17 protein-coding genes and 1 riboswitch are annotated in these 19,667 nt (G+C 38.2%); of the genes, 16 read left to right on the plus strand and 1 reads right to left on the minus strand.

Annotated features, from left to right (window positions below):
• The 11 genes from ACQKM9_RS02445 to ACQKM9_RS02495 all read left to right on the plus strand — a co-directional run bounded on the left by ACQKM9_RS02445 (position 1) and on the right by ACQKM9_RS02495 (position 12,228).
• The gene (locus ACQKM9_RS02445; protein ID WP_427732331.1) at positions 1–1,278 is read left to right on the plus strand and encodes a dihydroorotase; all 1,278 of its coding nucleotides are present in this window, start codon (positions 1–3) and stop codon (positions 1,276–1,278) included.
• On the plus strand, positions 1,275–2,375 hold the full coding sequence (locus ACQKM9_RS02450) for a carbamoyl phosphate synthase small subunit (RefSeq protein WP_427732333.1): 1,101 nt from the start codon (positions 1,275–1,277) through the stop codon (positions 2,373–2,375). Before ACQKM9_RS02445 ends, ACQKM9_RS02450 begins: the two co-directional genes overlap by 4 nt.
• On the plus strand, positions 2,368–5,565 hold the full coding sequence (gene carB / locus ACQKM9_RS02455) for a carbamoyl-phosphate synthase large subunit (protein WP_427732335.1): 3,198 nt from the start codon (positions 2,368–2,370) through the stop codon (positions 5,563–5,565). Before ACQKM9_RS02450 ends, carB begins: the two co-directional genes overlap by 8 nt.
• Positions 5,562–6,338 carry a dihydroorotate dehydrogenase electron transfer subunit gene (locus tag ACQKM9_RS02460; protein WP_427732337.1) on the plus strand — a complete coding sequence of 259 codons (777 nt, stop codon included), beginning with the start codon at positions 5,562–5,564 and terminating at the stop codon, positions 6,336–6,338. The genes carB and ACQKM9_RS02460 overlap by 4 nt, the downstream gene beginning before the upstream one ends.
• Positions 6,335–7,246 (plus strand): dihydroorotate dehydrogenase, encoded by a 912-nt coding sequence (locus ACQKM9_RS02465; protein ID WP_427732339.1) that lies wholly within the window; start codon positions 6,335–6,337, stop codon positions 7,244–7,246. Before ACQKM9_RS02460 ends, ACQKM9_RS02465 begins: the two co-directional genes overlap by 4 nt.
• Positions 7,247–7,957 carry an orotidine-5'-phosphate decarboxylase gene (gene pyrF, locus ACQKM9_RS02470; RefSeq protein ID WP_427732340.1) on the plus strand — a complete coding sequence of 237 codons (711 nt, stop codon included), beginning with the start codon at positions 7,247–7,249 and terminating at the stop codon, positions 7,955–7,957.
• The gene (gene pyrE, locus ACQKM9_RS02475; protein ID WP_427732342.1) at positions 7,957–8,589 is read left to right on the plus strand and encodes an orotate phosphoribosyltransferase; all 633 of its coding nucleotides are present in this window, start codon (positions 7,957–7,959) and stop codon (positions 8,587–8,589) included. Before pyrF ends, pyrE begins: the two co-directional genes overlap by 1 nt.
• 202 nt (positions 8,590–8,791) lie before the next feature.
• Positions 8,792–8,901: riboswitch (SAM riboswitch) on the plus strand.
• A gap of 107 nt (positions 8,902–9,008) precedes the next feature.
• Positions 9,009–9,938: a VOC family protein gene (locus ACQKM9_RS02480; RefSeq protein ID WP_427732344.1), complete on the plus strand. Its 930-nt coding sequence runs from the start codon at positions 9,009–9,011 to the stop codon at positions 9,936–9,938.
• Between the two features lie 36 nt (positions 9,939–9,974).
• Positions 9,975–10,643, plus strand: a complete 669-nt coding sequence (locus ACQKM9_RS02485; protein ID WP_427732346.1) for an amino acid ABC transporter permease — start codon at positions 9,975–9,977, stop codon at positions 10,641–10,643.
• A gap of 17 nt (positions 10,644–10,660) precedes the next feature.
• Positions 10,661–11,428: an amino acid ABC transporter ATP-binding protein gene (locus ACQKM9_RS02490; protein WP_427732348.1), complete on the plus strand. Its 768-nt coding sequence runs from the start codon at positions 10,661–10,663 to the stop codon at positions 11,426–11,428.
• On the plus strand, positions 11,425–12,228 hold the full coding sequence (locus tag ACQKM9_RS02495; protein WP_427732350.1) for a transporter substrate-binding domain-containing protein: 804 nt from the start codon (positions 11,425–11,427) through the stop codon (positions 12,226–12,228). The genes ACQKM9_RS02490 and ACQKM9_RS02495 overlap by 4 nt, the downstream gene beginning before the upstream one ends.
• 56 nt (positions 12,229–12,284) lie before the next feature.
• Here ACQKM9_RS02495 and ACQKM9_RS02500 read toward each other — a convergent pair whose 3' ends face one another.
• Positions 12,285–13,973: an Rqc2 family fibronectin-binding protein gene (locus tag ACQKM9_RS02500; RefSeq protein WP_427732352.1), complete on the minus strand. Its 1,689-nt coding sequence runs from the start codon at positions 13,971–13,973 to the stop codon at positions 12,285–12,287.
• A 231-nt stretch (positions 13,974–14,204) separates the two neighbouring features.
• Between ACQKM9_RS02500 and ACQKM9_RS02505 the strand changes: the two genes are divergently transcribed.
• The 5 genes from ACQKM9_RS02505 to priA all read left to right on the plus strand — a co-directional run bounded on the left by ACQKM9_RS02505 (position 14,205) and on the right by priA (position 19,652).
• Positions 14,205–15,068: a YicC/YloC family endoribonuclease gene (locus ACQKM9_RS02505; protein WP_427732354.1), complete on the plus strand. Its 864-nt coding sequence runs from the start codon at positions 14,205–14,207 to the stop codon at positions 15,066–15,068.
• A 51-nt stretch (positions 15,069–15,119) separates the two neighbouring features.
• Entirely contained in the window at positions 15,120–15,737 is a 618-nt protein-coding gene (gene gmk, locus ACQKM9_RS02510; protein ID WP_427732356.1) for a guanylate kinase, read from the plus strand.
• 4 nt (positions 15,738–15,741) lie between these two features.
• Complete coding sequence (gene rpoZ / locus ACQKM9_RS02515) at positions 15,742–15,966, plus strand: DNA-directed RNA polymerase subunit omega (RefSeq protein WP_038183947.1); 225 nt, start codon at positions 15,742–15,744, stop codon at positions 15,964–15,966.
• 75 nt (positions 15,967–16,041) lie between these two features.
• Positions 16,042–17,247, plus strand: coding sequence for a bifunctional phosphopantothenoylcysteine decarboxylase/phosphopantothenate--cysteine ligase CoaBC (coaBC, locus tag ACQKM9_RS02520; protein WP_427732358.1), 1,206 nt, complete (start codon positions 16,042–16,044; stop codon positions 17,245–17,247).
• On the plus strand, positions 17,244–19,652 hold the full coding sequence (priA, locus tag ACQKM9_RS02525; RefSeq protein WP_427732360.1) for a primosomal protein N': 2,409 nt from the start codon (positions 17,244–17,246) through the stop codon (positions 19,650–19,652). Before coaBC ends, priA begins: the two co-directional genes overlap by 4 nt.
• Positions 19,653–19,667: the final 15 nt, after the last annotated feature.

Here is a 19,667-nt window from a genome sequence, read left to right on the forward strand (position 1 = left end):
ATGACAAAATTACTGAAAAATGTTCAAATGTTAAATGAACAAGGCGAGTTTCAATCAACAGACATCCTGATAGATGGTGGTAACATTAAAGAAATCGGTGCTTCAATCTCGGCTGAGGCTTCTGAAGTAATCGACGGTAAAGGTCTTGTAGTAGCCCCAGGTTTTGTAGATGTACATACTCATCTTCGTGAGCCAGGTTTCGAACATAAAGAAACGATTGCAACTGGTACAGCTTCTGCAGCAAAAGGTGGCTTCACAACAATTTGTGCAATGCCTAACACTAAGCCAGTACCAGATTCAATTGAAAATCTCGACTACATAAATAGTTTGATTGAAGATAGTGCAGTTATTCGCGTTTTACCTTATGGGTCTTTAACAGTCGCACAATCTGGGGACAAACGCACAAACTTAACAGATTTAAAAGCACATGGTGCAGTTGCATTCTCTGATGATGGTGTTGGTGTACAAGAAGCAGCAACGATGTTTGAGCAAATGAAAGATGCAGCGAAAATTGGCATGGCGGTCGTTGCGCACTGCGAAGATAATTCGTTGATCTACGATGGCGTGATGCACGAAGGCACTCGCAATCATGAGCTAGGTTTGCCGGGGATACCATCTGTTTGTGAATCAGTGCAAATCGCCCGAGACGTTCTTTTAGCTGAAGCAGCAGGTGCACATTACCATGTATGTCACGTATCAACAAAAGAATCGGTACGCGTAGTACGTGATGCAAAAGCAGCAGGCATTAAAGTTACTGCAGAGGTTTGTCCGCACCACCTTCTATTAGAAGAAATGGACATTCCATCAGATGATGCAAACTGGAAAATGAATCCACCATTACGTGCGAATGATGACTTACAAGCATTACATGAAGCATTACTTGATGGCACCATTGACTGTATCGCAACAGACCACGCACCACACACAGTTGAAGAAAAATGCTGTGGCATGGTAGGTGCACCATTCGGCATTGTCGGTTTTGAAACAGCGTTCCCACTACTTTATACAAAATTTGTTGAAACAGGTAAATGGACATTAAAACAATTAATCGATTGGATGGCTGCAAAACCAGCTGAGTTATTCAACTTACCGTATGGCAAGATAGAAGTTGGGGCATCGGCAGATTTAATCTTACTTGATCTAAATAAAGAACAAACAATTGATGCTGAAGGTTTCGTATCAAAAGGTAGAAACACACCATTCAATGGATGGACAGCAAAAGGCTGGCCAGTTATGACAATCTTTGAAGGTAACATCGTATGGGAGGAAGCACAATGACAATCAGAAAGTTAATTTTAGAAAACGGTATCGTATTTGAAGGGCAAGCCTTTGGTAGTGACTTAGCATCAGACGGAGAAGTTGTATTTACAACAGGAATGACAGGCTATCAAGAAACATTGTCTGACCCATCATTTGCAGGACAAATTGTGACAATGACATATCCATTAATCGGTAACTACGGTATTAATCGTGACGATTTCGAAACAATTGACCCTGCAATAAAAGGATTCGTTGTACGCGAATTAGCACAAACACCATCAAATTTCCGTTGTGACACAACATTAGATGAATTCTTCAAAATGAAAAAAATCCCTGGTATTGAAGGGATTGATACAAGAAAGTTAACTCGTTTGATTCGCGAAATGGGTTCGATTAAAGCTACTTTAACAGCAGCAGGAGAAGAAGTAGTTGTTGAAGAGGTAGTAGCAAAATTAAAATCAACTACATTCCCAACAAACCAAGTAGAGCAAGTTTCTACCAAAACACCATATCCAAGCCCAGGTCGAGGTAAAAAAGTTGTATTAATGGACTTCGGTATGAAGCATGGTATTTTGCGCGAGTTAAACAAACGTGACTGTGACGTCGTTGTAGTGCCTTACAATATGCCAGCAGAAGAAATTTTAGCTTTATATCCAGACGGTATAATGTTATCAAATGGACCTGGAGATCCAAAAGATGTGCCAGTAGCAATTGAAACAATTAAAAATCTAATCGGAAAAGTGCCAATGTTCGGTATTTGCTTAGGACATCAACTTTTCGCACTAGCTTGTGGCGCAGATTCGTTCAAACTTAAATTTGGACACCGTGGTGCTAATCATCCAGTAAAAGAACTAAAAACTGGACTTACTGAACTAACTTCTCAAAATCATGGCTATGCAATCGATCCAGCTTCACTAGAAGGAACTAGTTTAGAAGTTACTCATCTTGCATTAAATGACGGAACAATCGAAGGTTTAAAACATAAAGAATATCCAGTATTCACCGTACAATATCACCCAGAAGCATCACCAGGACCAGAAGATTCAAACCACTTATTTGATGAATTTATCGAGTTAATGAATGTAGATACTAGAAAGGAGCAACACCATGCCTAAACGTCAAGATATCAAAACCATTTTAGTAATCGGCTCAGGCCCAATCGTAATCGGACAAGCTGCAGAATTCGACTATGCAGGAACACAAGCATGTCTATCATTAAAAGAAGAGGGCTACCGCGTCATTTTAATTAACTCAAACCCAGCAACAATTATGACGGATACGCAAATCGCAGATAAAGTGTACATCGAACCAATTACATTGGAGTTTGTTTCACGTATTATCCGTAAAGAACGCCCAGATGCAGTACTACCAACTTTAGGTGGTCAAACGGGTTTAAACATGGCTATTGAATTACATGAATCAGGAATTTTAGATGAACTAAACATTGAAATCCTTGGTACAAAACTTGATGCCATCAATAAAGCTGAAGACCGAGATTTGTTCCGTAACTTAATGTACGAATTAGGGGTTCCTGTACCAGAATCAGACATTATTCACAACTTAGAAGAAGCAAATGCTTTTGTTGAAAAAATTGGTTATCCAGTAATCGTTCGTCCTGCTTTCACGCTTGGCGGAACTGGCGGTGGTATTTGTTATAACGATCAAGATTTAAACGAAATCGTGACATCTGGTCTAAAATATAGCCCGGTAACACAATGTTTACTAGAAAAATCAATCGCAGGTTTCAAAGAAATAGAATATGAAGTAATGCGTGACTCTAAAGACAATGCAATCGTAGTTTGTAACATGGAAAATGTGGATCCAGTTGGGATTCATACAGGAGATTCAATTGTAGTTGCACCATCTCAAACTTTATCAGACCGTGAGTATCACATGCTACGAAATGTATCGCTTAAAATCATTCGTGCACTTAAAATCGAAGGTGGTTGTAACGTTCAACTTGCCCTTGATCCACACAGCTTCAACTACTATATTATTGAAGTGAATCCACGTGTATCACGTTCATCAGCACTTGCTTCAAAAGCAACTGGTTACCCAATTGCGAAGCTTGCAGCGAAAATCGCAGTCGGTTTAACACTAGATGAAATGATGAACCCTGTTACGGGCAAAACTTACGCTTGCTTCGAACCAGCACTAGATTATGTTGTGGCGAAAATTCCACGCTGGCCTTTCGATAAATTCGAAAATGCAAAACGTAACTTAGGCACTCAAATGAAAGCAACTGGTGAAGTAATGGCAATCGGCCGTAATTTCGAGGAAGCTATGCTAAAAGCAGTTCGTTCACTTGAAACTGGGCATAAACATATTGAAATGAAAAATCCTGACGAGCTGTCAGATCAATGGATTGAAAAACGTATCCGTAAAGCAGGAGATGAGCGTCTATTCTTCCTGGGAGAAGCATTGCGTCGAGGCGTGACAATCGAAACAATCCATGACTGGAGTCAAATCGATATATTCTTCTTAAATAAATTTAAAAACATTGTTGATTATGAAACTGTATTAAAAGATAATCCGCATGACAAAGTCGTATTGCGCCAAGCAAAACGTATAGGTTTTGCAGATGAAACAGTTGCGAAACTTTGGAATACAACAGAGTCTGCTATCTACGATTTTCGTAAAGAAAATGGCATCATACCAGTTTACAAAATGGTAGATACATGTGCTGCTGAATTTGAATCAGAAACACCATACTTCTACGGTACATACGAAGATGAAAATGAATCAATCCAATCAGAACGTGAATCGGTAATCGTGCTTGGATCAGGTCCAATTCGTATCGGACAAGGGGTAGAATTTGACTACGCAACAGTACACTCTGTTTGGGCGATTAAAGAAGCAGGGTACGAGGCAATCATTATTAACTCAAACCCAGAAACAGTTTCAACTGACTTCTCAATCTCTGATAAGCTTTACTTCGAGCCATTAACAATTGAAGATGTTATGCACATCATTGATCTTGAACAACCAAAAGGTGTTGTCGTCCAATTTGGTGGCCAAACAGCTATTAACCTAGCAGATAAATTGGAAGCAAGAGGCGTGAAAATTTTAGGAACATCACTAGATGCAATTGACCGTGCTGAATCACGCGACCGTTTCGAGGAAGCACTGCATGAAATAGGTATCCCACAACCAATGGGTAAAACGGCTACTTCTGCAGAAGAAGCGATTGTTATTGCTAAGAGAATCGGATTCCCAGTTTTAGTGAGACCATCATATGTACTAGGTGGACGCGCAATGGAAATCGTTTATAACGAAGAAGAACTACAATATTACATGGAGCATGCGGTTGAAGCTAGCCCAGAGCACCCAGTATTAGTTGATAGATACTTAACTGGTACAGAAATTGAAGTAGATGCGATTTGTGACGGTGAGAACGTCTTGATTCCGGGTATTATGGAGCATATCGAACGTGCAGGTGTTCACTCAGGTGACTCGATTGCAGTATATCCACCTCAACAACTGTCTCAAAAACATATTGATACATTAACAGACTATACAACTCGTTTAGCAAAAGGGTTGGAAATCAAAGGTTTAATGAACATCCAGTATGTAATTTCTGATGATGAAGTATATGTTATCGAAGTAAACCCACGTGCATCACGTACAGTACCGTTCTTAAGTAAAATTACGAACTTACCGATGGCGAATATTGCAACAAAAGCGATACTGGGTCAATCAATTGTGGAACAAGGTTACCAAACTGGTTTAGCACCGATTCAAAAAGGTGTTTACGTGAAAGTACCAGTATTCAGCTTTGCTAAATTGCGTCGGGTTGACATTACATTAGGACCTGAAATGAAATCAACAGGTGAAGTAATGGGTAAAGATAGTACACTAGAAAAAGCGCTATATAAAGGTCTAGTAGCTGCTGGTATGGATATTAAGGATCACGGTTCAGTCTTAATGACAGTAGCGGACAAAGATAAAGACGAAGCAATTGCTTTAGCTAAACGCTTTACGAATATCGGTTATAGTATTTTAGCAACACCAGGTACTGCAAAAGCAATTGAAGAAGCAGGTATAAAAGCGAGTGTTGTTGATAAAATTGGATCAAATGGTCCTACTTTACTAGACGTAATCCAAAATGGCGGTGCGCAATTAATCGTCAATACACTAACAAAAGGAAAACAACCCGCACGTGACGGTTTCCGTATCCGCCGTGAATCAGTAGAAAATGGGGTTCCATGCTTAACATCTCTTGATACTGCAGAGGCAATGCTTCGAGTAATCGAATCTATGACCTTTACAGCTGAAGAAATGCCTAAGCAGGAGGTGCGAGGATGATTCACCAAGAACGTATGCAAGTTGTACGCCAACAGCAAATTGCTGAGGATATTTTTGAGCTGACTTTAACAGGTCAGCTTGTCCATGATATGAAACAACCGGGTCAATTCGTCCATGTACGTGTAACGGATACTTTTGAACCTTTATTAAGAAGACCGATTAGTATCGCATCAATTGATCATGAACTAATGCAGTTCACAATGATTTACCGAGCAGAAGGTCGTGGTACGACAATCTTATCGGCAAAACGACCAGGTGAAGAAGTGGATGTACTTGGACCACTAGGACACGGTTTCCCTGTAGAAGAAGTAGAGCCGGGGCAAACAGCACTTTTAGTTGGTGGTGGTATTGGCGTGCCTCCTTTGTATCAGCTTTCAAAAGAATTGCATGCAAAAGGAGTACGTACGATTCACGTACTAGGATTCCAATCTGAAAACAACGTCTTTTACGAAAAGGAATTTTCCGAGTTAGACGACACATATATCGTAACTGCAGATGGTAGTCAAGGAACAAAAGGATTTGTTACTGACTTATTAAGAGATAAAGCACCTGATTTTGATGTTTTTTATAGCTGTGGACCCACTCCGATGCTAGGAGCATTAGAGCAAACTTATCCTGATAAAAAAGGATTCCTTTCCTTTGAAGAGCGCATGGGCTGCGGCATCGGAGCTTGCTATGCTTGCGTATGTAATACAACAGATGCAACAGAAAAAGAATACTTGAAGATTTGTTCTGACGGTCCAGTCTTCCCGAGAGGAGTTGTGAAGCTATGAATAGATTACAAGTCGAATTACCAGGCTTATCATTAAAAAACCCAATTATCCCAGCTTCAGGCTGCTTCGGTTTTGGACAAGAATATGCACAGCTTTATGATCTATCAAAGCTAGGTGCAATAATGATTAAAGCTACAACATTGGAAACACGCTCTGGTAACCCAACACCACGTGTTGCTGAAACAGCAGCAGGTATGTTAAATGCCATTGGTTTACAAAATCCAGGTTTAGAGCATGTTTTATCACATGAACTTCCGTGGTTAGAAAAATATGATGTACCGATTATTGCTAATGTGGCTGGAACAGAAACGGCCGATTATGTAGCAGTAGCAGAGGCTATTTCAAAAGCACCAAATGTACATGCATTAGAGTTGAATATTTCATGTCCAAATGTTAAATGTGGTGGGATTCAATTCGGTACAGATCCGAAATCAGCAAGTGACTTAACGGCAGCAGTAAAAGCGGTATCAGATGTACCTGTATATGTAAAATTATCACCAAATGTAACGAATATCTCTGAAATAGCTAAAGCTGTAGAAGCTGGTGGAGCAGACGGTATTACGATGATTAATACATTAATCGGTATGCGTTTGCATCCGAAAACAGGAAAACCAATTATTGCTAACGGTACTGGAGGATTATCAGGCCCAGCTGTTAAACCGGTATCAATTCGTATGGTTCATGAAGTAAGTCGAAACGTTAATATTCCCATCATTGGAATGGGCGGAGTTGCAACTGCAGAAGATGTGATCGACTTCCTATCTGTAGGGGCAAGTGCTGTAGCAGTAGGTACTGCAAACTTTGTGGATCCATTCATCTGCCCAAATATTATAGAAGCATTACCACAAAAGCTAGATGAATTAGGTTATGACAAATTAACAGATGTAATTGGAAGGAGCCATCGCTAAATGAATAATAAGCCTATTATCGCGTTAGATTTTCCAGATGAACAGAAGGTAATGACATTTCTTTCGCAGTTCAATGAGCCACTATTTGTGAAGGTGGGTCTTGAGCTTTATTTACAAGTAGGGCCAGACATCATTCGCGAAATTAAAGCACAAGGTCACGACATTTTTTTAGATTTAAAACTACATGATATTCCAAATACGGTGAAATCAGCGATGAAGGGCTTAGCAAAACTTGGTGTGGACTTAGTAAATGTCCATGCTGCAGGCGGTTCAAATATGATGGCGGCTGCTCTTGAGGGATTAAAAGAGGGAACTGAGGAAGGTAAACAGCGACCAGCTTTAATTGCAGTAACTCAGTTAACCTCAACGACTGAAGAGGAAATGCAAAACGAGCAACAAATCAATTTATCTTTAGATCAATCAGTACTGCATTATGCCAAACTGGCACAATCAGCTGGTTTAGATGGTGTTGTATGCTCTGTACTCGAAGCAAAAGCAATCAGCGAAGTATGTGGAGAAAGCTTCCTAAAAGTAACACCAGGTATTCGCATGGCTGGCGGGGCTGCACATGATCAAAAACGCGTTGCTACACCTGATTTTGCACACCAAGAAGGATCGACCCAAATCGTTGTAGGTCGTGCTATTACACAAGCAGAAAATCCAGTTGAAGCGTACCATGCTGTACAACAATTATGGGGAGGACAACAATAATGACAATTCAAAAAGAAGTAGCACAAGGTATGTTAGAAGTAGGGGCAGTAGAGCTAAGTCCGAATGATCCATTTACTTGGGCATCAGGTATTAAATCACCAATCTACTGTGATACACGTCTAACAATTTCTTTTCCAAAAGTACGTACAACAATCGCAAACGGCCTTGCAGCGCTTATTAAAGAAAACTTCCCAGAAACAGATGTAGTAGCAGGTACAGCGACAGCGGGAATTCCACATGCAGCATGGGTAAGCGATATTTTAGACTTACCAATGGTATATGTACGTTCAAAACCAAAAGACCATGGTCGTGGTAACCAAACAGAAGGGAAACTTTCAACAGGTCAAAAGGTAGTTGTGGTAGAAGATATTATTTCAACAGGTGGCTCAAGTATTACAGCTGTAGAAGCACTTCGTCGTGAAGGGGCAGAAGTACTTGGTGTTGTTTCAGTGTATTCATATAAATTACCACGTGCTGAACAAGCCTTTGAAGAAGTTGGTGTTCCTTACTATAGCCTATCAAACTTCGAAGCGTTAGTTGAAGCGGCAAAAGAATCAGGTGCTATTAATGAATCAGACATTCCAGGTTTACTGCAATGGCATGAGGATTTAAAAGCAGGGAATTTAAAATAATATATTAAATATAGGCATTCAAAAAAACTAGCATGAGAATCGAAATTCTCTCATGCTAGTTTTTTTATTGTTCAAAATTCTAATTCAAATTAAGGGGATATTTTTCATGGAAATAAAATAATTGGTAAAAAATGTTGCTAAATTATAGAAAATGTTTTAAAATCAATTAAACCAATGAGTTAACTAGGAATATTAAATAGATTTCTTATCTTGAGAAACTGAGGGAATTGGCCCACTGAAGTTTCAGCAACCCCTATTGTTTAGGAAGGTGCTAACTCCAACATGATTGCATGAAATCATGAGAGATAAGAGTTGAATTAGCTCCCCTCAATTCTCTTTCTCGATTATGTAGAAAGAGAGTTTTTATTAGAAGTCGTTTATTCCGCAATTGGTTAATAAAAAGGAGAGAGGTTATAAAGATGGTACAAAGAATTGATGGAAAACAAGAGAAGTTTGTATTGAATGGAGCGACACAAGTAGGAAGTGTCATTTTAAAAGTAAAGGATCTGGAGCGTCAAATTGCATTTTACGAAAATGTAGTTGGTCTTGATGTATTAGAGAGAAATACACAACATGCTAAGTTTGGTGGAAAAGGTAGTAACACAGTTATTTTTGAATTAGAAAAAACAGCAGAAAAATTACAACCGGCTAAAAGTACCGGTCTATTCCATACAGCATTTTTATTACCAGGTAGAGAAGCGTTTGCAACGAAATTTTTTGAAATTCTGCGTAATAAGGAAACGATTGATAGTCCAGTAGAACAAGCTTCACGTTTCCCGCACTTTGAACGCTTCATCCCAATTGCTAGATTAGATAGTGCGAGTGATCATGGATATAGTGAGGCGTTTTATATGTATGATATTGAAGGAAATGGTATTGAGATATATGCTGATCGTAATCGTGAAGATTGGGATAAGTATCCAGGTGGTAGTAATCCACTTAACTTTAAAGAATTAGCTCCGTTAGCTGATTTTGAAACAGATGGTAAATTACCAACAGAAACAATTGTAGGTCATGTCCATTTACGAGTAGCGAATATCGAGGAATCGGTAGATTTCTACGTCAATACGTTAGGTTTTGAGGAACAGGTAATTATTGATACTGCATTCTTTATTTCGACAGGTGGCTATCATCATCATATTGCGGGAAATGTATGGTCGGGTGAAGGGCTTCAAAAGGCGGAAAAGAATGAATCAGGATTGAAAGAAGTAAGGTTTAAATTACCAACAACAGAAAATTTCGAATCAGCAAAAAAATATATTAAACAACAAATACAAATTCAAGATTTGGGAAATGAGTTTGCGGTAGAAGATCCAAGTGGTAATCGTATTGTTTTTGAAATTGCATAAAACAATTAAAGCAAAATCGTTATAGAAGGTGACAAAATGAAGTTTGATTTTATGTATTTTTTAGAATCGCTACCACAATTATTGAAGTATGTATATATCACATTAGGTGTTTCTGTGGTATCAATGATTATTTCATTTTTTATTAGTATTCTGCTTGTTCTCATTGATCGTAATCGAATAAAAGTGTTATATCCATTATCTCGATTATATATTTCATTTTTTAGAGGGACACCATTACTTGTGCAGTTATTCGTTTTATATTTTGGACTTCCTCAGATTTTCCCTGAGATGGCTGTTATAACTTCCTTACAAGCAGCTTTAATTGGTCTAAGCTTAAATAATGCAGCGTATTTATCTGAAATTTTACGTGGTTCTTTAAATGGAGTGGAGAGCAATCAAATGGACGCTTGTTTGTCTGTAGGAATGACAAAAATGCAAGCCATGAGAAAGGTGATTTTTCCGCAGGCTATTCGAGTAGCAGTTCCTGCACTTGGTAATAATTTTATTGGTCTAATTAAAGAATCCTCTTTAACGTTTGTGTTAGGGTTAGCAGAAATTTTAGCTCATGCCAAAATGCTTGCTGCAGAGTCTTATCTTTATATGGAAAGTTACTTAGCTGTTGCAATTATCTACTGGGGTTTAACCGTTATTATTGGTTGGCTACAGAGACGATTAGAATATCGCTTAGAAGTACCTTACCTGTAATTAAGGAGTGAAAAAGGATGATAAGTGTTCAGAATCTTCACAAATCATATAAAGATAACGAAGTATTAAAAGGGATTTCTTTAACTGTGGAAAAGGGTCAAGTTGTAGCGATAATAGGGCCATCTGGATCAGGTAAGTCGACTCTATTAAGATGCTTAAATGTATTAGAACAAGCGGATAAGGGTCAAATAATAATCGATGATGTAACCGTAGATGTTGCCAATCTAACAAATAAAAAGGTGCAATTATTAAGGCGTAAAACTGCTATGGTTTTTCAAAATTATAGCTTGTTTAAAAACAAAACGGTAAAAGAAAATATTACATTGCCGTTAGTTACCGTACAGAAAAATTCGCAAGTGGAAGCTGAAAGTATTGCGGAAAAATTACTATTACAAGTTGGTTTATCTGAAAAAGAAGACTATTATCCAAATAGTTTGTCGGGTGGTCAGCAACAACGCGTAGGGATTGCTAGAGCTATCGCTCTAAATCCTTATGCAATTTTGTTCGATGAACCTACTTCAGCACTCGATCCTGAATTAGTAGGAGAAGTTCTACAAGTAATTCAAAACCTATCGCTTTCGAATATGACTATGATTGTAGTAACTCATGAAATGTCATTTGCAAGACAAGTGGCTGACCATGTTGTTTTTATGGCGGAGGGTTCTATTATTGAACAAGGAACTCCTGAAGAGATTTTTAATAATCCAAAGCAGGAAAGAACACAGAAATTTTTACAACAATTAAATAGTAGAAACCAGTTAGTGGGTAAGGAGATGGTAGTATGAAATTCAAAAAAATATTGTCACTTATAATAGTTTTTACAGTGGTTGGGGTATTAGCGGCATGTAGTTCAAAGGATTCTTCTAACAGAGAGAATTCTGTGAAAGCAGATGAAAAAGTTCTTAATGTTGGGACAGCTGCTGGAAGAAGTCCATTTATCTATCAAAAGGACAATAAAGTAATTGGTTATGATGCGGATGTTATTGAAGCGGCTGCAAAAAAGGCAGGATATAAAGTGAATTGGACAACGGCTGATTTTGAGGGATTATTTGGATCATTAGATTCAGGTCGTATTGATACAATTGCAAATCAATTATCAGTGACAACTGAGAGAGAAGAAAAATATACATTTACCGTACCGTATCTATATTCAGGATCAGTATTTGCGGTAAAGGCAAATAACGATAATATTAATTCGATTGATGATTTAAAAGGTAAAGTGGTTGGGGTAGGTTTAGGGACAGCTGCTGAAAAAGAATTAAAAGATATAAATAAAAACAATGACTTTACGATTAAAACATTTTCTGAGGACCCTACAGCAGAATTGAAGGAAGTATCATTAGGACGTGTTGACGCTTATTATAATGATCAAGTACAAGTGAAAACAACTATTGAAAAAGCTAAATTGGAAGATGTGAAAATAGGATTTGGTCCCACATCATGGGGGAATATTGCATTTCCATTTACTACTGACAGTAAAAAGGTAGAAGATATTTCGAAAGCTTTAGAAGAATTAACAAATGACGGTACATTAAAAGAAATTTCAGAGAAATGGTTAGGCATTGATGCAACGAATAAGCAATAAGTGAAAGGAGCCACACATGGTAAATGTGGGCTCCTTTTAATTGTTCTTAAATAGAATTATTTTAACTTCATGATTAATTCTTCATCTGGTGTTACATATAAAGTCCTCTGCTCAAAGTAGATAACAAAGCCTGGTTTTGACCCGTTTGGTTTTTTTACCTGACGTATTTCAGTGTAATCTACTGGTACTGATGAAGATTCACGTGCTTTACTAAAATAGGCTGATAAAGTTGCTGCTTCTAGTAAAGTTTGTTCATCTGGTTCAGATGAGTGAATAACGACGTGAGATCCTGGGATATCCTTAGTATGCAACCAAATTTCAGATTTACGTGCGATTTTAAATGTTAGATAATCATTTTGTTTATTGTTTTTGCCAACTGAAATGTCAATGCCCGTGGAAGATTTGAATTTCTCTGGAGCTGGTTTAGTTGGCTTTTTACGACGTTTAGAAGCACGTAGTTTCAAGTAGCCCTGTTCCGCTAACTCTTCACGAATCTCCTCTATATCAGCAGGCGCAGCTTGTTGTACTTGTTGCGATAGCATTTCAAAGTAGGCTAAATCTTCTTGCGTTTTATCAAGTTGCTCTTGCACCATGATAAGTGCGTTTTTCGCCTTGTTGTACTTAGTATAGTAGCTCTGTGCATTTTCAACAGGTGTTTTCCGTTCGCTAATAGGGATCGTGATTTCCTCACTGTCCTCGCTATAATAATTAACAACAGTAACTTCTTTTTGCCCTTTTTCAAAAGCATACAAGTTAGCCATTAATAACTCACCGAATAATTGGAATTGGTCTAAATTGTTTGCTCGATCTAAATCTTTTTGGAGTTTTTTTAACTTTAATTTAAGTTTGCTAATTTCGTTTTGTAACCAGCGTTCTAAATCACCAGCTTGTTGTTTAACGCGGTCTCTCTCAGCTCTTGCAAAGAATACGCGATCTAGTAGAGTGCTAAGGTTTGGGTAGCTTGTATGAACACCTTCTAAATGTGTTAATTTCACTGGTGAAAAATATATTTTCCCCTTTATTTCGGCGTAGGTTGGTAAATTCCCTCCAATTTTAAATTCTTCAATAAATGAAGAGAAGAGGTCAGCGATTGGTTGCCCTGTAGCTTCACTTCTGTATAACAATTCAGTAGCGTGTAAGGGAGAGAAGCCTGTAAAATGCTGTACTATTTCTTGTGCGTTTTTTTCTTCAGCAAAGAATAGCTGTAATGATTCCATGCTTACGGTTTTAGGGTCTTCCTTATCTTGTTCTGGTGGTGCGATAAAAGGTTGACCAGGTAAAACTGTACGGTAACTATTCATAGCAGGTGGTAGATGCTTTAAGCTATCAACGATTTTGTCTGTTTCTTTGTCGACTAAAATTAAATTGCTATGGCGCCCCATGATTTCCGCGTGTAATTCCCTCGTGATAGGGTCACCAATCTCATTTTTACTAGCAATTCTAAAGATAAGGACTCGGTCAGCACCTTGTTGTTGTATTGATTCAATAAACCCACCTTCAATATGTTTACGGAGTAATGAGCAAAACATAGGTGGTTCTGGTGGGTTTTCAATTGTTTGTTCTGTGATATGAACACGTGCATAAGAAGGGTGAATTGAAAATAGTAATTTGTGATTTCCACCATTGGCACGTATATGTAAAATAATTTCTTGGGTGTTCGGTTGATGCACTTTCGCGATTCGGCCAGTTACTAACTGTTGTAGTTCTTTCGCCATTGCGATTGTAAATAAACCATCATAAGCCATAAGTAATTCCTCTTTCAAAACGTTTTGTTCTATCTTAACATTTTTTAGTTTATATAGTTAAGTGTAGGATTTGGAAAATGTACTTCTTCGTGACTAGTGACTATCGATAGTAACCATTTTTTTGTTCCATTAAGTGAACTTCTAGCAAATCAGCAAGGCAAAACTTGTTTTCATATGTTATAATTAAAAATCAGTATGCAAAGAAGGATGTGACTGACCTTGGTGCGTAGTATGACTGGATTTGGCAGGGGTGTCACAACAACGGAACAATTTCAGCTTACTGTAGAAATTCGATCGGTAAATCATCGATTTTTAGAAGTAACGACACGTTTTCCGAAAGAGTGGATGGAAGCGGAAGTTCATACAAAAAAAATGCTTTCCTCATTAGTTTCAAGAGGTAAGTTAGATGTTTCCGTACATGTGAAAGAATTGTCACAGCAACAGCAAGTTGTACAAGTGAATTGGCCTCTAGTCAATGCTTATAAAGAAGCAAGAGAAGAATTGCAAAAACAGATATTGCTCGACGAGAAGTGGTCGATGACAGAACTTTTGAGTTTAGAGCAAGCATTAACTGTCAAAGTGCAAGAGACATCAAAAGAAGAGATTTTAACAGCTGTTGATCAAGCTGTACAACAAGCTGCAAATGCACTGATCCAAATGCGCGAAAGAGAAGGTCAGGAATTGCAAGAGGCAGTAGTAGGTTTCAAAACGGATTTAGCAGAGCAAATTGAGTTAATTCGTAAAGTGGCCGATCAAGCCGTGCAAAAGTATCGCGATAAGCTCGTTACAAGAATTGCAGAGCTTACAGACATTAGCTCATTAGAAGAACGATTATTAGCAGAGGTTGCAATTTTTGCTGAAAAAGCAGATATTGCAGAGGAGTTAGACCGTTTATCGAGTCATTTTGCCCAGCTTGATGAAACGCTTCAAGATAATGTTTCTATCGGAAGAAAACTCGATTTCTTATTGCAAGAAATTCATCGTGAAATTAATACAATTGGCTCTAAAAACCAATCTGTTGAAGCTTCAGCTGCTGTTGTCCAAGCAAAAACGATTCTTGAAAAAATGCGAGAACAAGTTCAAAATATTGAATAATTGTGTTTACTAAATGTACTATTAATATATTGTAATGATGAGGGAGAAAGTATGAGAAGAGAACGTGGATTATTAATTGTCCTATCTGGCCCTTCAGGTGTCGGAAAAGGTACTGTACGAAAAGCACTTTTTTCACAACCAGATACTAATTATGAGTATTCTATTTCCATGACTACACGTCTACCACGTGAAGGCGAAGTTGATGGTGTTGATTATTTCTTTAAATCAACAGAGGAATTCGAAAGTTTAATCGAACAAGGACAACTCCTTGAATATGCTAAATATGTAGGGAACTATTACGGCACACCTCTAGAATATGTAAACAAAACATTAGATGCTGGACGCGATGTGTTTTTAGAAATTGAAGTACAAGGTGCAGCTCAAATTCGTGACAAGGTTCCTGATGGTTTATTCATCTTCCTTGCGCCACCTAGCATTTCAGCATTACAGCAACGTTTAGTTGGGCGTGGTACTGAAACAGAAGATGTGATTGCAACGCGTATTGCTGCAGCAAACCAAGAATTAGAAATGATGAATTTGTACGATTATGTCGTTGAGAACGATGAAGTACAATTAGCTTGTGATCGTGTCAATGCAATCGTAGTTGCGGAACATTGTCGACGTGAAAGAGTAGAAAAACTATACTTAGCTATGCTGAGAGGAGAATAATTAGATGTTATACCCATCTGTTGACGTATTAAAACAAAAAATCGATTCAAAATATTCATTAGTTAGCCTTGCTTCAAAAAGAGCACGTGCAATGCAAGAAGGTAGTGACTATAGGCTTTCATCTTATAAATCACATAAGAATGTAGGGAAAGCACTTGAAGAAGTTTCTGCTGGCGTTTTAAGTCAAGTAGCCCAAGACGAATCAGCTATTTACGAAGACGAAGTTTAATGACATGACAACGTAGAAGCTCCCGAGGAAATTAACATTTCTTTGGGAGCTTGTCGTTTTGAAAGGAAGAAAAAAATGCTTGCAAATAAAAACATTTTACTTTGTGTTTCAGGCGGAATCGCCGTCTACAAAGCAGTAGCATTAGTGAGTAAATTATCTCAAGCTGGTGCACATGTGAAAGTAATGATGACTGAATCTGCAACACGTTTTGTAACACCTTTAAGCTTTCAAGTAATGTCTAAAAATGATGTTTATACAGACACTTTTGATGAAAAAGATTCAAGTGTTATTGCACATATCGATTTAGCAGATTGGGCGGATTTAGTCATCGTAGCGCCGGCAACTGCAAATGTAATTGGTAAACTCGCAAACGGTATTGCAGATGATATGGTAACAACCACATTATTAGCAACAACTGCAAAAGTGTGGATTGCACCTGCAATGAATGTTCATATGTATGATAATCTTGCAGTTAAACGAAATCTTGCCCAATTAGCTGAAGATGGCTATGAATTTATCGAACCATCTGAGGGCTTTTTAGCTTGCGGATATGTAGGTAAAGGTCGTTTAGAAGAACCGGAGAAAATTACAGCACTAGCTGCCCAGTTTTTCGAACCTAAAAACGGACTCTTAAAAGGAAAAAAAGTTGTTATTTCTGCAGGACCAACGCGTGAAAGAATTGATCCCGTACGTTATTTAACCAATTTCTCAACTGGGAAAATGGGCTATGCTATGGCTGCAGCAGCACATGAATTAGGTGCGGAAACTGTACTTGTATCAGGTTCAGTAGCAATTGAGCCTCCAGCTGGTGTAAGGGTTGTTCATGTGGAAAGTGCTGAGGACATGCTCCAAGCTATGTTAGCTGAGTATGATGATGCTAATATTGTTGTAAAAACAGCAGCGGTAGCGGATTATCGTCCAAAAACAGCGCACATGCAAAAAATGAAAAAACAGCTAGGTGATGCGATTATTGAATTAGAACGCACCACCGATATTTTACTGACATTAGGGGAACGTAAAAAAAATCAATTATTAATTGGTTTTGCTGCAGAAACCAATGATGTATTAAAATATGCAAAGGGTAAGTTAGAAAAGAAAAATGCAAATTATATTGTTGCTAATGATGTAACGCAAGATGGAGCAGGCTTCGGCACTGATACAAATACGGTTACAGTCGTTGGGCATAATGATTTCGAAAAAACATTCGTTCATCTTCCTAAAAAAGAATTGGCACTTGAGTTATTCAAAACCATTTTAGCAAGGGAAGAAAGTTTAAGGTGATTGCGCAAGTTATTGTAGACGTAGCGGCTTATCCAGTGGATCGACCGTTTGACTACGCTGTTCCAGAAGAATGGCAAGCACTTGTAGAAGCCGGATGTCGTGTGAAAGTACCATTCGGCCCTCGTAATGTGCTTGGCTTCATCACAGCTTTAAAGGAAGAAACGGATGTTCCACAAGGTAAACTAAAACCACTATCACAGTTACTCGATATTGAACCTGTCTTAACGGGTGAAATGCTCCAGCTTGCCCAGTGGATGACAAGACATACTTTATGCTTTGAAATTGATGCATTACAAGTGATGTTACCCTCTGCTTTACGGGCGAAATACGAAAAAACCATTCATCTCACAGGCCCACTAGATGACCTGCCAGATGAATTGCAAAATCTTTTTGGCAATAAATCATCAATTCCATATAAAAAAGTAGAAGTTGCTGGATTTCTAAAATCATTGAAATACAGTATTGAACAAGGAACAGTTCAAATAAAAACAGTCGTCAAACAACAAGGTCAAGTAAAGGCTGTCCGAAAATTGAAAATTTCGGATGATGAAGTAAAGTTACAGCAAATTGCCACTGATATTCCAAAAAGAGCGAAAAAGCAAGTTATGGTCGCTGAATGGATGGTAGATCATAATGGTGCGGTTTTTACACCTGAAGAACTTTGTCAGACTTTAGATATTACAACTGCAGTTCTTAATGCGCTCATTGAAAAAGGGGCTGCCACTTATATTCAAGAAGAAGTATACCGAGACCCATTTACAAAGAATGCAGTGAAGACGAAGCCGCTTGCACTGACTGATGAACAAGAAGTAGCACGTCAGCAAATATTAACAGCGATGAAAAAGAAATTACCGACAACGTTTTTACTACATGGTATTACAGGGAGTGGGAAAACGGAAGTTTATTTACAAGCTATTCAAAGTACTCTTGAAAAAGGGAAAGAAGCGATTGTACTCGTCCCTGAAATTTCTTTAACACCTCAAATGTCGGAGCGTTTTCGCTCGCGTTTTGGAGAACTAGTCGCTGTTCTTCATAGTGGCCTATCGAAAGGCGAAAAATATGATGAATGGCGAAAGATTCAAAGAGGGGAAGTAAAGGTAGTAGTCGGCGCTCGGTCAGCCGTTTTTGCCCCTTTCACAAATGTAGGTTTATTTATATTGGATGAAGAGCATGAGTCGACTTATAAGCAAGAGGACTCACCGCGTTATCATGCAAGAGACGTAGCTATTTGGCGTAGTGAATTTCATCAATGTCCTGTCATATTAGGTAGTGCAACTCCTTCTTTAGAATCTTTTGCTAGAGCAAAGAAGCAAGTGTACACGTTATTGACACTAAAAAAACGTGCGATGCAGCAATCCTTGCCAACAGTTGAAATTATCGATATGCGTGAACAATTGAAAAACGGGAATCGTTCGATGTTCTCTGAGGAATTAGCAGAAGCAATTCGTATTCGACTTGAAAAAAAAGAGCAGATGGTACTATTCCTTAATCGTAGAGGCTTTTCTTCCTTTGTGTTATGCAGAGATTGTGGTACGGTTGTGCAATGTAAAAACTGTGATATTTCTATGACCTATCACCGCTCTCAAGAAAAACTGAAATGTCATTATTGTGGCTATGAAGAACATGTGCCACATGAATGCCCTGAATGTCAAAGTGAACATATTCGATTTTTCGGTACTGGAACCCAAAAGGTTGAAAGTGAAATATATAAGTTCTTTCCTGAAGCAAGAGTACTACGTATGGATGTTGATACAACGAGACAAAAGGGTTCTCATGAACGTATTTTAGATGCCTTTGGTCGTGGAGAAGCTGATGTTTTACTAGGAACACAGATGATTGCGAAAGGGCTTGATTTTCCGAATATTACGTTGGTTGGTGTTCTGAGTGCCGATACTTCATTAAATTTACCGGACTTTAGAGCTGCGGAGCGTACATTTCAATTACTTACACAAGTAAGTGGTCGTGCAGGACGTCATGATAAACCTGGTGAAGTATTTATCCAAACATATACACCGGAGCACTATGCAATCGAACTTTCAAAAGAACAAGATTATGAACCATTTTATGTACAGGAAATGCAAATGAGACAGCGTTTCGCCTATCCACCGTATTATTATGTCGTACTTATTCAAGTGACGCATGAAGATGTGCTGATGGCAGCAGAATATGCAGGTAAGGCAGTAGATTGGTTACGTATGCAACTATCACAAAATGTAGGTATTATTGGTCCGACGGCAGCATCTATTAGTCGGGTGCAAAATAGATATCGTTATCAATGTTTGATAAAATATAAAAAAGAGCCCAATTTAACGGCTACTTTACAACAATTAATTCGCATGTATCGAACAGACTGGGTGAAAAAAGGTATTCAATTAACAGTTGATTTAGATCCTTCATCCATTTAGATATAATCGCAAGAA

The organism is Viridibacillus sp. NPDC093762, assembly GCF_050279675.1.
In the GTDB taxonomy this organism is placed as follows: domain Bacteria; phylum Bacillota; class Bacilli; order Bacillales_A; family Planococcaceae; genus Viridibacillus.

Bases quoted from the DNA above. Each gene is read 5' to 3' on its own strand.
- ACQKM9_RS02445 (WP_427732331.1), top strand. From the start codon at position 1: ATGACAAAATTACTGAAAAATGTTCAAATGTTAAATGAACAAGGCGAG.
- ACQKM9_RS02450 (WP_427732333.1), top strand. From the start codon at position 1,275: ATGACAATCAGAAAGTTAATTTTAGAAAACGGTATCGTATTTGAAGGG.
- carB (WP_427732335.1), top strand. From the start codon at position 2,368: ATGCCTAAACGTCAAGATATCAAAACCATTTTAGTAATCGGCTCAGGC.
- ACQKM9_RS02460 (WP_427732337.1), top strand. From the start codon at position 5,562: ATGATTCACCAAGAACGTATGCAAGTTGTACGCCAACAGCAAATTGCT.
- ACQKM9_RS02465 (WP_427732339.1), top strand. From the start codon at position 6,335: ATGAATAGATTACAAGTCGAATTACCAGGCTTATCATTAAAAAACCCA.
- pyrF (WP_427732340.1), top strand. From the start codon at position 7,247: ATGAATAATAAGCCTATTATCGCGTTAGATTTTCCAGATGAACAGAAG.
- pyrE (WP_427732342.1), top strand. From the start codon at position 7,957: ATGACAATTCAAAAAGAAGTAGCACAAGGTATGTTAGAAGTAGGGGCA.
- ACQKM9_RS02480 (WP_427732344.1), top strand. From the start codon at position 9,009: ATGGTACAAAGAATTGATGGAAAACAAGAGAAGTTTGTATTGAATGGA.
- ACQKM9_RS02485 (WP_427732346.1), top strand. From the start codon at position 9,975: ATGAAGTTTGATTTTATGTATTTTTTAGAATCGCTACCACAATTATTG.
- ACQKM9_RS02490 (WP_427732348.1), top strand. From the start codon at position 10,661: ATGATAAGTGTTCAGAATCTTCACAAATCATATAAAGATAACGAAGTA.
- ACQKM9_RS02495 (WP_427732350.1), top strand. From the start codon at position 11,425: ATGAAATTCAAAAAAATATTGTCACTTATAATAGTTTTTACAGTGGTT.
- ACQKM9_RS02500 (WP_427732352.1), bottom strand. From the start codon at position 13,973: ATGGCTTATGATGGTTTATTTACAATCGCAATGGCGAAAGAACTACAA.
- ACQKM9_RS02505 (WP_427732354.1), top strand. From the start codon at position 14,205: ATGACTGGATTTGGCAGGGGTGTCACAACAACGGAACAATTTCAGCTT.
- gmk (WP_427732356.1), top strand. From the start codon at position 15,120: ATGAGAAGAGAACGTGGATTATTAATTGTCCTATCTGGCCCTTCAGGT.
- rpoZ (WP_038183947.1), top strand. From the start codon at position 15,742: ATGTTATACCCATCTGTTGACGTATTAAAACAAAAAATCGATTCAAAA.
- coaBC (WP_427732358.1), top strand. From the start codon at position 16,042: ATGCTTGCAAATAAAAACATTTTACTTTGTGTTTCAGGCGGAATCGCC.